This is a genomic window from Thiomicrorhabdus sp. zzn3 (genome assembly GCF_029767755.1).
GTDB lineage: Bacteria > Pseudomonadota > Gammaproteobacteria > Thiomicrospirales > Thiomicrospiraceae > Thiomicrorhabdus.
On sequence record NZ_JARUQS010000002.1, the window covers coordinates 252,161 to 266,532 of the forward strand.

Annotated in this window: 15 protein-coding genes; 4 read left to right on the plus strand and 11 right to left on the minus strand. The window is 49.3% G+C overall.

The genetic code is table 11. From position 1 onward, the window contains the following. Positions 1-28: 28 nt before the first annotated feature. From QCB44_RS08820 to QCB44_RS08870, 11 genes are all read right to left on the minus strand, one after another. Positions 29-910 (minus strand): F0F1 ATP synthase subunit gamma, encoded by an 882-nt coding sequence (locus QCB44_RS08820; protein ID WP_279409514.1) that lies wholly within the window; start codon positions 908-910, stop codon positions 29-31. A gap of 5 nt (positions 911-915) precedes the next feature. After that, positions 916-2,415 carry a F0F1 ATP synthase subunit alpha gene (locus tag QCB44_RS08825; RefSeq protein ID WP_279409515.1) on the minus strand — a complete coding sequence of 500 codons (1,500 nt, stop codon included), beginning with the start codon at positions 2,413-2,415 and terminating at the stop codon, positions 916-918. Further along, entirely contained in the window at positions 2,396-3,151 is a 756-nt protein-coding gene (locus tag QCB44_RS08830; protein WP_279409516.1) for a F0F1 ATP synthase subunit delta, read from the minus strand. The genes QCB44_RS08825 and QCB44_RS08830 overlap by 20 nt, the downstream gene beginning before the upstream one ends. Before the next feature lie 42 nt (positions 3,152-3,193). Further along, positions 3,194-3,460 (minus strand): ATP synthase F0 subunit C, encoded by a 267-nt coding sequence (gene atpE, locus QCB44_RS08835; protein WP_279409517.1) that lies wholly within the window; start codon positions 3,458-3,460, stop codon positions 3,194-3,196. A 3-nt stretch (positions 3,461-3,463) separates the two neighbouring features. Next, complete coding sequence (locus QCB44_RS08840; protein ID WP_279409518.1) at positions 3,464-4,177, minus strand: F0F1 ATP synthase subunit A; 714 nt, start codon at positions 4,175-4,177, stop codon at positions 3,464-3,466. A 12-nt stretch (positions 4,178-4,189) separates the two neighbouring features. Next, entirely contained in the window at positions 4,190-4,465 is a 276-nt protein-coding gene (locus tag QCB44_RS08845; RefSeq protein ID WP_279409519.1) for an AtpZ/AtpI family protein, read from the minus strand. Between the two features lie 22 nt (positions 4,466-4,487). Beyond that, a complete protein-coding gene (locus QCB44_RS08850) occupies positions 4,488-4,886 on the minus strand; it encodes a F0F1 ATP synthase subunit epsilon (protein ID WP_279409520.1) in 399 nt (132 codons plus the stop codon). Between the two features lie 11 nt (positions 4,887-4,897). Beyond that, complete coding sequence (gene atpD, locus QCB44_RS08855) at positions 4,898-6,289, minus strand: F0F1 ATP synthase subunit beta (RefSeq protein WP_279409521.1); 1,392 nt, start codon at positions 6,287-6,289, stop codon at positions 4,898-4,900. Between the two features lie 84 nt (positions 6,290-6,373). Further along, the gene (locus QCB44_RS08860) at positions 6,374-7,471 is read right to left on the minus strand and encodes an ABC transporter permease (protein WP_279409522.1); all 1,098 of its coding nucleotides are present in this window, start codon (positions 7,469-7,471) and stop codon (positions 6,374-6,376) included. After that, positions 7,468-8,433 (minus strand): ABC transporter ATP-binding protein, encoded by a 966-nt coding sequence (locus QCB44_RS08865; protein WP_279409523.1) that lies wholly within the window; start codon positions 8,431-8,433, stop codon positions 7,468-7,470. The genes QCB44_RS08860 and QCB44_RS08865 overlap by 4 nt, the downstream gene beginning before the upstream one ends. Further along, the gene (locus tag QCB44_RS08870) at positions 8,430-9,425 is read right to left on the minus strand and encodes an HlyD family efflux transporter periplasmic adaptor subunit (RefSeq protein ID WP_279409524.1); all 996 of its coding nucleotides are present in this window, start codon (positions 9,423-9,425) and stop codon (positions 8,430-8,432) included. The genes QCB44_RS08865 and QCB44_RS08870 overlap by 4 nt, the downstream gene beginning before the upstream one ends. A gap of 169 nt (positions 9,426-9,594) precedes the next feature. Here QCB44_RS08870 and QCB44_RS08875 point away from each other — a divergent pair, with 169 nt between their 5' ends. From QCB44_RS08875 to QCB44_RS08890, 4 genes are all read left to right on the plus strand, one after another. After that, complete coding sequence (locus tag QCB44_RS08875; protein WP_279409525.1) at positions 9,595-10,566, plus strand: transcriptional regulator; 972 nt, start codon at positions 9,595-9,597, stop codon at positions 10,564-10,566. A gap of 84 nt (positions 10,567-10,650) precedes the next feature. Continuing rightward, positions 10,651-10,803, plus strand: coding sequence for a hypothetical protein (locus tag QCB44_RS08880; protein WP_279409526.1), 153 nt, complete (start codon positions 10,651-10,653; stop codon positions 10,801-10,803). 73 nt (positions 10,804-10,876) lie between these two features. Further along, positions 10,877-11,539, plus strand: a complete 663-nt coding sequence (locus QCB44_RS08885) for a hypothetical protein (RefSeq protein ID WP_279409527.1) — start codon at positions 10,877-10,879, stop codon at positions 11,537-11,539. Between the two features lie 172 nt (positions 11,540-11,711). Next, positions 11,712-14,327 carry a methyl-accepting chemotaxis protein gene (locus QCB44_RS08890; RefSeq protein WP_279409528.1) on the plus strand — a complete coding sequence of 872 codons (2,616 nt, stop codon included), beginning with the start codon at positions 11,712-11,714 and terminating at the stop codon, positions 14,325-14,327. The last annotated feature ends 45 nt before the right edge of the window (positions 14,328-14,372 follow it).

A 14,372-nucleotide genomic window follows, 5' to 3' on the forward strand; every position in this document is an offset into this window, starting at 1 on the left:
TGTTTGAAGAGTGGTTTTGAAGGTGTCGTTAGTGGTTGGCGTCGTTATTCACAAAACCGTTATCAGTCTCTCCAAACGGATGTTCCGGTGAATTCAGGTTGGCTTGGTTGAGTAAAATGACCTCAATCTCTTCAATAATGGCTTCCTGACGCAAAACGTTCATGCGCCGCTGAAGGTGTTCGGTTTTTTGATCCAGGTGTTGAGTGGCATTTTCCAGATGGTGGATTCGCCGTTGATTTTCGGCCATCAAGGAGCTGTAAAAAAGGCGGTGCAGGGCATGGTGCAGGGCATGATCGGTCAGCTCGAGCAAAAAGTCTTGTGGCGGCAGATTTAAATCGGGCGGGTGGCGCAGTGTTGTGTTTGCGGTTTCCAGATCCGTAAATGCAGGCAGCAGTGTTTCCACGACCGGTTCACCGGTGAGGTCACTTTGATAGACAGCATAGAGCGAAGCGACCTCTTTTTGGGTCGCTAAATGATGTATCACCTCTTCCACCAGAGTGCTGATTTCTTCAGTAACGTTCGCTCCCTGCAATGCAGTGACAGCGTGTTGTTTCTCCACCAAGGAAGTCATTTTATGGCCGACGGCAATGAGCTGTACGTTCTCTTCGGTCGAGAAGTCTGCTTCATAGCAGCGCAACACTTCGCCATTAAAATCGCCGCAAAAGCCGCGTTCCGAACCAATCAACAGAACGGTTTTGTTGAGTGATTCGGTGGATGGCAGGGAGGCAGGGAAGAAATGCAAAAAATCGTTGGCCACCTGTTGGATATGATCGGCAATTGCATGTTGCTGTTGAATATGTCGGGTTAAACGGTGCGATTCCATCTGCGCCAAGGTCTTCATGGAGTGCATAATCTCGCGAATATCTTCCAGCTTGGAACGATACAGGCGAAGTTCATGGTACCTAGCCATGATGGTCACTCCTTAGCCATCGTTTCACGTGAAGCAAACCACTCTAGTAGGCTGTTTTTCCATAGGTCACGCGGACTGTCGATCGTCAGCTGGGATTGCACCACCTGTTTTTCCAACAGCGCCATTGTCGCGGCCAGCTCTTCGATGGCGATGTCATCAAACAGATGGTCGTTAAAGGCGATCAACCAGGCCAGTTGAAATTCGATCGGTTTGGGTGCCAGATGTCCCTGTTTTAGCAGTTCACGCAGGGTACGGCCGCGTTGAATCGCTTTTTCAATCCGGGCTTCCAAACGGGTGCCGAAGCGGGTAAACACTTCCAGCTCCATAAATTGCAGATAGTCGAGTTTCATGTGGCCGGCTTCTTCCTTAATACGCGGATGTTGGGCCTGGCCTCCGATGCGTGAAACCGAGCGGGCAATATCTATGGCAGGGCGAAAACCGGAAACAAACAATTCTCGATCCAGGTAGATCTGACCGTCGGTAATGGAGATCAAATTGGTCGGGATAAAAGCGGCGATTTCACCCTGTTCGGTTTCGATAATCGGCAGCGCGGTCATGCTGCCGCCGCCGTGCTTGGCGTTGAGGTTGGTGGCGCGTTCCAGCAGGCGGGCATGGATATAGAAAATATCCCCCGGATAGGCTTCCCGCCCTGGGGGACGGCGCAGTAACAGCGACAGCTCCCGGTAAATTTTGGCATGGGTGGAAAGGTCGTCATACACCACCAGTGTGTCCTTTCCCTGTTGCATCCAGTATTCGGCAATGGCACAACCGGCAAACGGTGCCAGATATTGCAGGCCGGGAAGGGCGCTGGCTTGAGAGGTCACTACTGTGGTGTAGTCCAGTGCGCCGTGTTTGCGCAAAAGCTCAATGGTATTGACGATGGTAGAGCGTTTTTGGCCGATAAGCACATAGACACAGTTGACGTTTTTGCCGCGTTGATTGATGACCGTATCAATCGCTAAAGTGCTGCGCCCCAGCCCTTCGTCACCAATTAACAGTTGGCGCTGGCCTTTACCGATGGGGATGAGGGTATCAATGATCTTACTGCCGGTGTAGAGAGGCTGATTGACCTTGTCGCGGGCGACAATCGGCGGTGAACGTCGTTCCAATGGTTGTCGGCTTTTGCCAGAGGGAATGCTTTTACCATCCAGAGGAAAGCCCAGTGGGTCCACAATACGGCCTAGCAAGCCGTCTCCTACGGGTATATCGAGAATGCGGTGCGACAGATAAGCATTGTGTCCAGCGGTGAGGGTTCGGGTTTCGTGCAGCAGGATGACCCCAATCAGGGTTTGAGTGAGTTCAAATACGAAGCCGTGGCTGCCGTCTTCAAACAGAATGATTTCATCCATTTTGGCGGTTGGCAGTCCTTTGACCCAGACAATGCCATCTCCGACCGAAATGACATGGCCGCGTTCCGTGAGCCCGATTTCAAGCGCATAATGATCGAGCCAATCGTCGATACGGTCAAACAGGGTGGGTTGCAGTTCAGAGTGCGCGATTTTCACTGTCCAACTCCACAAAACCGTTGAGTTCGTCGCGTAAATTCAGGCGTAGACTCCATGCGCCAATATGAATACGCAGCCCGGCGAGTAACGCTTTATCTTCGTCAAAACTCAATGTGACGGGGTCTTCACAGAGTTCAGTCAAGGCATCGGTTAAGCGTTGGCGTTGCTGGTCAGGCAAGGGGTAAGCGCTGCTGATTTCAATGTGTTGGGAGGCCTCCTGACAGGCTTTTTTCAATCTGTTTTTTTTGTCTTCGTCGAGCTGAGTGAATTGTTCTAGAAGGAGGGACAGCAGGTGCTGCTCAACTTCGGGACCGGCGACTTTATGAAGAATTTTGCTGGCAAATTGCGCCCCCTGATGGTGTGCTTGCGACTGATACTGTTTGAGGGTTTGATCCAGTTCCTGCTGCAGATTAACCTGGTTTTTTTCCCGTTTCTCGGCGAGTTCGTTTTGCAGTTTTGTCATTTGGGCCTTACGGGTTTCCTGTAGTTCCTGCTGCAATGTCTGCTGTAGTTGCTGTTTTTCCGCATCCCATTTTTGCAGACGTTGATGATATTGTGCTTGGAGCGCTTCCGCTTCGGCCATCTTGTTATCGGCTCGCTTGATTTTTTCGGCAATGGAGGCTCGACGCTTCTCCAAGGCATTCAATACCGGCCGATAGAGAAAGTGTTTTAAGATCCACATCAAGACCAGGAAATTAATCACTTCCAAGATGAAGGTTGAAAGACTGAATTCCAAGACGGTTCTCCTTTGGTTTGGCACCAAACCCGGGTCATGTATTTACTGGATAATGTATTCCATTAAAGGATTGCGGAACAGCACAATCAAAACAATGACCAGCACATAAATGGCAAGAGATTCGATCATCGCCAAACCAATGAAAAGGGTGCGCATGATCGAGGTTTCCGCTTCCGGCTGTCGGGACAGTGCATCCAGTGCACGGCTGATTGACCAGCCCATCGCAATGGCCGGACCCAAAACGCCGAGGGCGATGCCTAGAACCGCAATCACGGTTGAGTCGGTGACAAAAGTCGCAATATCAGTCATAAATTACTCCATCGGTTTTGCTGTGTGTTTGTCTTCAATTTGGGATTGCCTTAGGGCTTGCGCTTGAATGCCGCTGGCAATGTACACGAGGGCGAGCATTCCAAAAATATAAGCCTGCACCAGCGCTTCGACAATGTGCAGGAGCAGAATGGGAATGGGGGCGAGAAAGCCAGCTACCAGCAAGATCAGTAAAGCGGTCATTTCCAGGCTCATGATGTTGCCGAATAAGCGTACCGCAAGTGCCACGGTACGGGTGATTTCGCTGACCAGGTGAAACGGCAGCATGATCGGGTTGGGTGTCAGATAATGGTGCAAATAAGATTTGAGTCCGGAAATGCGGATGCCAAACCAGTGTACCGAAACAAATACCAAGATTGCTAAAGCCGCAGTGGCTGAAAAATCGCGAGTGGGCGAATGTACACCTGGGATCAGGCCTGCCAGATTGGATACCACCAAGAAAATCCATAAGCTGCCGATAAACGGCAGAAGTCGTTTGGCCTGTTGCGGTGCCACGGCGGCGATGGCGTCTTCCATGGCGATGACGACCGCTTCTACTGCGGTTTGCAATTTACCCGGTGCGCCAGCGAGATGGCGCATATACAGCCAGATAAAAGCGCTTAAGCCCAAGATGATTGCCCAGGTGGTCACCACCGTATTGGTTACCGCAATTGGGCCGATTTGAAACAGGCTTTCAATGGCAATTTCTGAATGATTCATGCTGTTTTACACTCAATTTCGCTTGATAAATAGATAGACATTCATCGCACCGATAAAGACACCGAGTAAAATCAAACTGATGGTCCAGCTGGTAGAGAAACCCAAACCTTCGCGTTTGTCCAACCATTGGCCAAGATAAGCGCCAACCACGATCGGCAGTACCAGCAGTAACCCCAAAGTGCCTAAATAGATGGTTTGAGACAAGACGGTTGAACGGGATCTTTCCGCCTGATCGATACGGTCTGCCTGGTGTTCCACCTGTTCTTTAAGCGCTTGCTTATCTGTCATATTACCGCACCGATAAATCAGATTAAGTTGGTTTCCTGTTCAATTCCCACAGCCGTCTGAGCACCGCTTCTTCCATGCGTCGCAAACTCTGTTTCTGTTGAGCCAGCAGAAGCTCCTCTTCAACAATCTGCCGTTGCAAGATCTCGCTGATACGGGTGTAATCCCGGTCGATGACAAAATGCCGGGTAGAAACGGTCAATTGATTGTTCTCAAAATAGAGTAAGGCACCTGAGGTGGCGAGATAAGTCCACTCTCCATCCGTTTGCTTGAAACGTGCCAAGCCCATGATCAGTGAGGTCATAAAACGCGCATGGCCGCTGAGCACACCAAAATGGCCGCTTGGGTCCTCTCCGACAAAAGACGTGACCTCTTCAAAGGCTTGGCTATGTTCGGTGTCATGAATGTGCAGTGCAAAACTCATGGCGGTTTTCCTTATTTGGGATCACTCATGGCGCCGCGCATATAGCATTCTTCTTCGCTCAGCTCGTCATAGTCGCCGCGCATAAAAGCCTCGCAGTCGTCGAGGGTTTTCTCCAAAGGGACCGATACCCCCTTGAGCGTGCTTTGAGTGCTGGTGACCCAAAAAGGCTGAGTCAGATAGCGCTGCAAGCGCCGCGCCCGTTTGACGATCAGTTGATCTTTGGGCGAGAGTTCCTCCACTCCAAGCATGGCAATGATATCTTCCAGCTCGTGATAACGTGCCAGGTGTTCGCGCACGCCTTCGGCAATGGTGTAGTGGCGTTCTCCCAGCGTATAACTGTCCATGGCCTTGCTGCTCGATTTGAGCGGGTCTACGGCGGGATAAATGCCTTTTCCGGCCTGGCTGCGTGAGAGGATCACCGAGGTATCCAGGTGGCTGAGAATGGCATTTACCGCTGGATCCCCCATATCATCAGCCGGTACGTAAATTGCCTGTACCGAGGTGATATTGCCGCGGCGGGTTGAAGTGATACGATCTTCCAGCTCCGCCACTTCCGTAGTCAGCGTCGGTTGATAACCCACCGTGGCCGGCATGCGCCCCAGCAAACTGGAGACTTCGCTGCCCGCTTGCACGAAACGGAAGGTATTGTCCATGACAAACAACACCTCTTTTTGCAGGGTATCGCGCAAGTATTCGGCATAGGTCAGGGCGGAAAGTCCCAAGCGGAAACGCACCCCAGGGGCTTCGTCCATTTGGCCGAAGACCAGCAATGATTGCGGCAAGATGCCGGCCTGTTCCATCTCATGCCACATTTCGTGGGCTTCGCGCATGCGTTCGCCCACTCCGGCAAACACAGATGCCCCCTTGTGTATGGAGGCGACCGCATGCATAAATTCCATGGTTAACACGGTTTTGCCGACGCCGGCACCGCCAAACAGTCCGGTTTTGCCGCCTTTAACAAACGGGCAGAGCAGGTCAATCACCTTAATGCCGGTGATTAAAATTTCGCTGCCGTCGGTGGCTTCGGAGAGATCGGGAGGCGGGGCGTGAATATTGCGGTAGGTATGGGTTTGCAGTGTCGGGCCGTCATCCAGCGGTTCGCCGAACAGGTTTAAGACTCGGCCCAGGCAGTCCGGTGTGACCGGGACATGCAGCGGGGAGCCGGTATCGTAGACGACCATGCCGCGGTATAGACCACTGGTTGGATGTAACGTGACCGCACGTATGTGCTGCTGATCAAGGTGTTGGTGCACTTCAAACCGGTAGGTGTTTTGTCCGTCTCCGGCGTAGAGCGCCTGATTGATCGGCGGCAGTTGCTGGCAGGCGATGACCACAACCGGACCATGCACCTCGGTAATGGTGCCGATGGGTTCGTCTTGTCGGGGTTCATGAAGAGCGCTCATGTCAGCCGCCATCTGCTTGAATAGAGAATTTCATTATAGTGAATCTACCAGGCCTGTTGCGTTTTTATTGCATAAGATTCGGCTTTAATCCAAGCGTTTACGGAAGCGTTTGATTGCCAGGGTTAAGGTTAGCAAAGTAAACCCGATCAGGATCAGCAGTTCCGCAAGCAGTTCGTGTAGGTTTGCCCCACGCAGCATAATGCCGCGGATCAGGCGTTCAAAATGGGTTAATGGCAGAATTTCCGCGATCCATTGTGCCAGTTGCGGCATGCCGTCAAACGGAAACATAAACCCGGACAGCAGAATGGAGGGCAGCATAATGAAAATGGCCATTTGTAAAGCCTGTAGCTGAGAGTTGGCCAGGGTTGAGAACAGCAAGCCCAGGGTGAGGTTGGCGGCGACAAAGACTAAAGCGGCGATGTAAACATCGCTCAGCTGGCCGCGTACCGGAATTTCAAAAATCAGGTGTCCCAATAAAAGAATTAACGAGACCTGAAAGAAACCGATCAGGACATAAGGCAGCATTTTGCCGAGCATCAGCTCATTGGTGGTGATGGGGGTGTTAATCAACAGTTCCAAATTACCACGTTCGCGTTCGCGAACCAGTGAAATTGAGGTGAAGATCACCATGGTCATGGTCAGAATAACGCCAATCAGTCCGGGAATGGTGTTCATTGAGGAACGCTTTTCCGGATTGTAATAGTGGCGAACGTCAAACAGTTTGCCTCGTTGTTTGGGGGGGTGACTGTGATGGTGGTAGGGCATGGCGGTGAGCAATTTGGCGGCACCGAGAATAATCGGATCACTGCCGTCGACGAGCAGTTGAGCCGCAGAGCGTTCGTTGTCCTGCAAGCGGCGTTCGAAATCGGGTGGAATCACAATGCCAATGCTGATTTTGCCTTGCCTAAGCTTTGTTTCGATCTCCTGAATGTGCGTCGCATAGCCTTTGATTTGGATCACCTGAGAGGCTTCAAGGTCGGACAAAAGATCGCGTGAAAGTTGGGTGTGAGACTGGTTGAGTACGAGAGTGGGAATCGAGCGGATATCGGTATTGATGGCATAGCCGAACAGAAGAATTTGAATGATCGGAATGCCTAAGATCATCGCAATTGTCAGGCGGTCGCGTTTAAGTTGCCAGACTTCTTTACGGAATACGGCGAATAGGCGGCTGAACGACATCATATCGACTGTTCCCCAGTCATCTTCAATTGGGAGGGTTGAGTGTGCGTGGCCATGACAAAGACGTCTTCCAGAGAGGGGTCAATCACCGTGGCGCGGATCGACTGTTGTTGCAGGTCGCCAAGATGGGTTTGCAGATAGTCAAGCGGCGCCGTAACGTGTTTGGGGATCAGGATACGCAGATAGTTGCCCATTTGCGACAGACTGACCACTTCCGCTAGCTGGGAAAGATGCTGTTTTAATGTCGCAATGGATCGGTTCTCGATTTTAATGACCCAGGCATTCAAATCGGCAATCAGATCGCTCGGCACGCCTTCTATGGCTTTATGGCCGTGATCCAGAATCGCCAGTTGGTGGCAACGTTCAGCTTCGTCCATGTAGTGGGTGGAGAGCAGAATAGTGACCCCTGAATCAGCTAATTCAAACAAGGATTCCCAGAAATCGCGGCGGCTTTGAGGATCCACGCCACTGGTGGGTTCGTCCAGAAATAACAGTTGCGGTTGATGGAGTGTAGCGGCAGCCAGGGCCAAACGCTGTTTTTCCCCGCCGCTCATGGTGGCCGGCATTTGTTTGCGCTGTGTTTGCAGTTGAAACTGTTGCAACACTTCCTCAACCCGGTTTTTCCTCATGCCGCCCGGCAAGGCATAGGCCTGCGCCATGAACTTTAAATTTTCATGCACAGTGAGGTCTTCGTAGAGCGAAAACTTTTGGGTCATATAGCCGATTCGGCACTTCAGCTGTTCGGCTTGTTTGGGAATCTTTAACCCCAATACCTCCGCCTGACCGCTGCTGGGTAACAACAATCCGCAGAGCATGCGCATGGTGGTGGATTTACCTGAACCGTTAGGCCCTAAAAAGCCGTAAATGCTCTGTTTGGGGACACTGAGGTCGAGGTGATCCACTGCCACCCGGTCACCGAACTGGCGGGTCAGCTGTTGGCACTGAATGGCGTAATTCGAGTTCAAGATCCCTCCTGAGTATCCGGTTTCGTCAGGTCAAAAGTGACGCTAACCGGAACGCCTGCCGGCAAATTCTCTACGGAGCCCTGCAGATCAATTTTAGCCAGATAGCTCAAGCGCGAGCGCTCATGTTCGGTTAGAGCGTAGTAAGGGGTGAAGTCCGGCGAGTTTTGAATGCTACGTACCCGTGCAGAAAAAACCTGTTCGGTGCCATCAATGTAAACGGTAGCAGAGGTGCCAGGGCGGATGGAAGCGCGTAGTTCTTCAGGAATATGCACCCGTGCATAGGGCTGCTTACCAAACAGCATCACCGCGACAACGCTGCCAGCATTGGGTTGCTCCCCTAACTGGAATGGAAGGCTGTCGAGAACGCCGTCAGATGGCGCTTTGATTTGATGACGCTGCAGATTGATTTCATGCAGTTTGACCTGCTGATCGGCGGCGAGCAAGGCCTGTTTGGCCTGTTCAATTTGCTCTTTACGGGTACCGGTTTGCAGCTTATCAAGGTTAGCCTGGTTCAGTGCCAATTGGGCTTTAGCGCTTTGCCACTCGTTCAGGGCTTGATCGAGCTCGTCCTGGCTCACCAGTGTCTGCTGGTGCAGCTTTTTAATTCGGGTGTATTCCAATTGCGCCAAATTTAGCCGGCTTCGGGATTGGATAAGCGTTTGTCTGGCCTGCTCGATGTCCTCGGGAAGCGGACCGTTTTCCAGTTCTTGGAGTTTAGCGGCCAGTAGGTCGCGGTTGGCAATGGCTTGGTCAAGTGTAGCTTGCGCACGGCGTTCATCCAGCTTGAGAATCACGTCACCCGATTTGAGTTTAGCGCCTTCGGTATAGGGCCGTGCAATGATGGGTTCGCTGACTTCATTTACCAGTTCGACCCGATCCCATTCCAGGGTGCCTAAAACGGTGTTTTGATTGTTGGTTTGGCTGCACCCTGAAAGAGCGAGACTCAAAAACGCCATCAAAAGCGACCTGGAACTAAAAGAATTTAACAGCATAATGCCCACCTTTAATAGTGGAATAGAGAAGAGGATAGGTTAATGCTACTGCGCTCAAGCCTTTCAGGCAAATGTTGTGGTGAAAGTGAGCCATTTGTTGCATTTTGTCAATACATGATTACTCTTATAACTATTATGATACGTATAAATTTGTATCTGGTGGGAGAGTATGGATAAGGTAGAGCGTAAATCCCGACTGATTAAACTTTTGCCCAGAAATGAGGCACCGGTATCGATCAAACACCTGGCAACACAGTTGGATTGTAGTACGCGGAGTGTAAGGCGCTATCTACAAGAGCTGTTTGATGAGCGTCATGCCCCATGGTATGTGATTGGTGGATATGTGCATTTGGATAAGCTCAGGCAAGATCAGATTGAGGTGTATGGCTATTGGTTTACCTCTGAAGAACTCTTTTCCTTGTTGGCTTTGTATCAAATGACCGATGAACTTTCGGCAGGCCTGTTAGCCGGGCACTTTGCCGAATTTAAATCACGTATTCTTCAAGTCTTGGGATCCAAAGAGTATAGCCAAAACTTGATGAGTAACGTCAAAATTGTTCCCATCGCCAGCCCCCCTATTCATAGCGAACACTTGAATAAAATTACCCGCGCTATTGCCTGCAAAAAGCGCTTAAAAATCGTATTTTGGAACCGTCATGCTAATCAGGTGAGCGAGCGGGAAATCTCTCCCCTGCAATTGGTGCGCTATCGGGATCGCTGGTTTGTGGACGCACACTGTCATCATCGTGAGGCGCTGCGCAGCTTTTCTTTGGAAGCCATTCAAAACATTAAGTCATTGAATGCTCCTGTTCAGCGGGTTGAAACAGAGGCATTGCAAGCATTTTATCAATCTGCTTACGGGATTTTTAACGGCCAGGCAAACAAAACGGCCGTGCTCCGTTTCAGCGATTATCAAGCACGTTGGATCAAAGAGCAGCAATGGCACCCGCAGCAAGTTTCACGCCTTTTGGAGGACGGACGTTTAGAACTGCAATTACCTTATGGTCAAGATGCCGAATTGATTCAGGATATTCTCAAATTCGGCCCCGAAGTTGAGGTGGTTAGCCCCCCGGAATTACGTCAAAAGGTCATTAAAAAAATTAAGCAAACAATGGAAGTGTATGGTGAGCGTTTTGAGTGACAGGTTTTGTCACTCTGAAGTGGTAGGATCAACTCGACAAGGCGCAATTGCCAAAATTTAGCAATTAAAAGAAAGCAAAAAACCATGACAGTAAAAGAGCCGCAGCTTTCACAGAGAAATTGTAATGGAGTTTTTGATTTTAATCTTTTTAGTTTTACTTTTTATCGCTTTGAAATGGCGCTTAAAAAGTCATTTGCAATCGGCCTGATTATTGTGACTTTACTGGTGTTAAATTGATTGCTGTTAATTTTTGAAATCGTTGATTCGTTTTTCTACTGCGTCAAATAGATCATTTTAAAAGGAGTTACTGATGGGAGCATTCGATCAAGAATTTTGGGGGCTGTATTCACTCCAAAAAACACTTCGTTTTGAATTAAAGCCAGTTGGAGAGACGGCTTCGTTTATTGAAGATTTTAAAAATGAAGGGCTGAAGCAAGTTGTTTCAGATGATGAGAAGCGCGCTCAAGACTACCAGAAGGTTAAGGAAATTATTGACGATTATCACCGCGATTTTATTGAAGAATCCTTAGCGTATTTCACAGAGCACGTAACAAAAAATGATCTTGAGCAAGCCTTTGATGCATACAAAACACTGAAATCCGCTAACGTTGAAGAGCGCGAAAAAACGCTTAAAAATTGGGAATCTATCCAGAAAAACCTGCGAGAGCAAGTGGTTAAATGCTTCTCTGAGTCGAATAAAACGCGCTTTTCTAGAATTGATAAAAAAGAATTGATTAAAGAAGACTTAATTAACTGGCTGGTTGCGCAAAACCGGAAAGATGAAATTCCAACTGTAGAAACGTTTAGCAACTTCACAACCTATTTCACAGGGTTTCACGAAAATCGAAGAAATATCTATTCAAAAGACGCACATGCCACAGCAATTTCTTTCAGGTTAATTCATGAGAACTTGCCTAAATTTTTTGACAATGTGCTTAGCTTTCAGAAGTTGCAAGATGTGAATCGCCACTAATTCAGTAGACACTTTTTATTCCATATCTTTTCTATACTTAGTCTTTTACTTAATGGGTGTGTTTTTTATACAAAATACCTTATTATTGTTGTGTAAATATTAAGTTATTATTCTTATTTATTAACTATTAATAATTAAATGGTTTTAAGGCTGAAATCGTGGGGGAGCATGGATGCGCGAGAATTTACCTGTGACGAATGAAGAGTACGTCATTCCCAAGGGGTTAATTCTGGTTTCTAAAACCGACTTGCATGGCACCATTGTGGAGTGTAACGACAGTTTTCAGATTGCCAGCGGGTTTTCCAGAGAAGAACTATTGGGCCAGCCACATAATCTTGTCCGCCATCCTGATGTGCCTCCTGCTGTTTTTAGAGATATGTGGCAGACGTTGCAGTCTGGCATGCCATGGACACAGATCGTTAAAAACCGCCGTAAAGATGGCGGTTTTTATTGGGTTCGAGCAAATGCAACGCCGGTCTATGACCAAAATGGTAAAACCGTAGGTTATTTGTCTGTACGTGAAGTGGTCGGGGAAGATGACAAGCGTGCGGCGACCCAGGCTTATCGTGATATTGCAACAGGGAAAGCACGCATTAAACACGGCCAGGTCAGTTACGGGATTCGCTGGCAAGACTGGAATCTTTGGTCGCGTTTAGGCCCCAGAAGTCAAATGCTGGTGGCGGGATTATTAGTGGGAGTGCTTCCTCTCATTGTTACACATACTTTTGCGGAAGTGACCCCATTGCAATTGGCGATCATTTCGGCTTTGATTTTACTGCTCTCCTGGTTAATGGGCGGTTTTTTACAGCGCAGTTTAAAGGCAGCGACAACGGCATTACGGCGTTTAGCCGGCGGACAAAAAATATTAAGCCTGGAAGTGACGCCGGGCTACATCGGTCAGTTGAACGGTGTTATCGACTCAACCGCGCTGGCAATGGGAGCCTATCGTTCCGAAGCGGACAGTGCCTTGGATAACGCGAATCGCCTAAAATTAGCGATGGACCACTCTTTGGTAAATATGATGATGACTGATGTCAACCAGGATATCATCTACATAAACGAAAAGTTCAAGGCGTTTTTAATAGAGCGTGCGGACACGTTTAAAAAATATATCCCCGGTTTTGATCCCGAACGTGTGATGGGTCAATCGTCCGCTTTGTTTGATTTGGGCAAGGATAAAAACCTAAAGGAGTGCCTAAATACCAACCGCGAGGAGGTTCATTATGATCAATTCAGTATGGGTGACCTGTTGGTGAGTTTGAAAATGGTCCCCATTCATAACCGAGTGGGGATGTATGTCGGCTCTATGGTGGAGTGGGAAGACAAGACCCTGGAATCGGCCCTGTTGAATGAGGTCGGCAAACTGCACGAAGGGGTGTTGATGGGGGATTTGTCTTATCGTGTGGATATGGAAAAAGCGCATGAATCGGTTCGCCCCATTGCAGAAGCGTTAAATACCACACTGGATTCGATTGTTCGCTCGATCGACATGTCGACGGAAGTGGCGATTGCCATGTCCGTTGGCAACTTTCAAAAGAACATAACCGAATCCTTTCCCGGCTACTTTGGTGTAGTCAAAGAAGCGTTGACCGTCAGTATGGAAAATATTTCTGATATTCTTGCGGGGGTGCAAGAGGTATCCGAGTGGATCGGTCGTGACAGTCAGGAGGTTCGTGAAGCGAGTGCTCATCTGAGCGAGAGCACGCAAAGTCAAGCTGCTTCGATTGAGGAGACTTCCGCTTCGTTGGAAGAAATGACCAGTTCTGTGACCAACAGTGCTGAAAGTGCGAAAACGGCAGCGATACAGGCACATGAGGCGGCTAAAAAAGCGGAAGATGGGGCTCTGATCATTGCCCAGGCAATTGAATCAATGGAGGCGATCAATGCGTCAAGTCAGCGCATTGGGGATATTATCGGTTTGGTTGATTCGATTGCGTTTCAAACCAACCTTTTAGCGCTTAATGCCGCGGTTGAAGCGGCCAGAGCGGGAGAGCATGGACGTGGGTTTGCCGTCGTGGCTGGTGAAGTGCGCAACCTCGCCGGCAAATCAGCCGAAGCCGCCAGAGAGATTCGCGGCTTGATTGAAGATACATTGGGCAAGGTAGAACAGGGATCCGGTTACGTTAATCATTCGGGGCAAGCGCTGAATGAAATCCGGGATGCGATTAATGGCGTGCAGGGCATTATTGATGAAATTTCTCAGGCCAGTCAGGAGCAAAGCCAGGGCATTATTCAGGTCAACCAGGCGATGTCTGAGATTGATGAAGCGGTTCAGCAGAATGCTGCCATGGCAGAGCAAACCAGCCAAGTCGCTCAGCAACTGGAAACGCTGACCTACACAATGAAACAGAATGCGGAGACATTTAAAATCAAGTCTCGTGGGCATGAAACGGCCTTGGGTGTGGAAATTAATTTTGTCCGTATTCGTATGGCGCATCGTCAATGGCGGGCCAAAGCCCGCGCATATATCCATGGATTTGATGTGGGGGTTGACCCACAAAAGGCCATGGATCCAACCGCCTGTGAACTGGGCCAGTGGATTTACGGTGAAGGGATTCAGTATCGTAATGATCCGAATTATCAGAAATTGGAAATGACGCATCAGGCGATGCATGCTCATATTGGTAAAATCATTGAACTCAAAGAGATTGGTGATAATGAGGGCGCTGAAGCCTGTTTAGATGAACTGGAGCGGTTAAGCGGGGAAGTAATCGGCTTTATCAATGCGATCGAAGAGGATATGGCCGGTATGAATCAGCGTGAAGCGATTAAAAGTCTTCAGGCATGATCACGCAAATAAGGGAAGAGAAAGATTAAAACAGGGGCTCCCCCG

What these genes read in the sequence shown, in the direction of transcription:
- QCB44_RS08890 (WP_279409528.1), top strand. Translation starts at nt 11,712, where the DNA reads ATGCGCGAGAATTTACCTGTGACGAATGAAGAGTACGTCATTCCCAAG.
- QCB44_RS08860 (WP_279409522.1), bottom strand. Translation starts at nt 7,471, where the DNA reads ATGATGTCGTTCAGCCGCCTATTCGCCGTATTCCGTAAAGAAGTCTGG.
- QCB44_RS08870 (WP_279409524.1), bottom strand. Translation starts at nt 9,425, where the DNA reads ATGCTGTTAAATTCTTTTAGTTCCAGGTCGCTTTTGATGGCGTTTTTG.
- QCB44_RS08850 (WP_279409520.1), bottom strand. Translation starts at nt 4,886, where the DNA reads ATGAGTTTTGCACTGCACATTCATGACACCGAACATAGCCAAGCCTTT.
- QCB44_RS08885 (WP_279409527.1), top strand. Translation starts at nt 10,877, where the DNA reads ATGGGAGCATTCGATCAAGAATTTTGGGGGCTGTATTCACTCCAAAAA.
- atpD (WP_279409521.1), bottom strand. Translation starts at nt 6,289, where the DNA reads ATGAGCGCTCTTCATGAACCCCGACAAGACGAACCCATCGGCACCATT.
- QCB44_RS08845 (WP_279409519.1), bottom strand. Translation starts at nt 4,465, where the DNA reads ATGACAGATAAGCAAGCGCTTAAAGAACAGGTGGAACACCAGGCAGAC.
- QCB44_RS08875 (WP_279409525.1), top strand. Translation starts at nt 9,595, where the DNA reads ATGGATAAGGTAGAGCGTAAATCCCGACTGATTAAACTTTTGCCCAGA.
- QCB44_RS08820 (WP_279409514.1), bottom strand. Translation starts at nt 910, where the DNA reads ATGGCTAGGTACCATGAACTTCGCCTGTATCGTTCCAAGCTGGAAGAT.
- QCB44_RS08880 (WP_279409526.1), top strand. Translation starts at nt 10,651, where the DNA reads ATGACAGTAAAAGAGCCGCAGCTTTCACAGAGAAATTGTAATGGAGTT.
- QCB44_RS08840 (WP_279409518.1), bottom strand. Translation starts at nt 4,177, where the DNA reads ATGAATCATTCAGAAATTGCCATTGAAAGCCTGTTTCAAATCGGCCCA.
- atpE (WP_279409517.1), bottom strand. Translation starts at nt 3,460, where the DNA reads ATGACTGATATTGCGACTTTTGTCACCGACTCAACCGTGATTGCGGTT.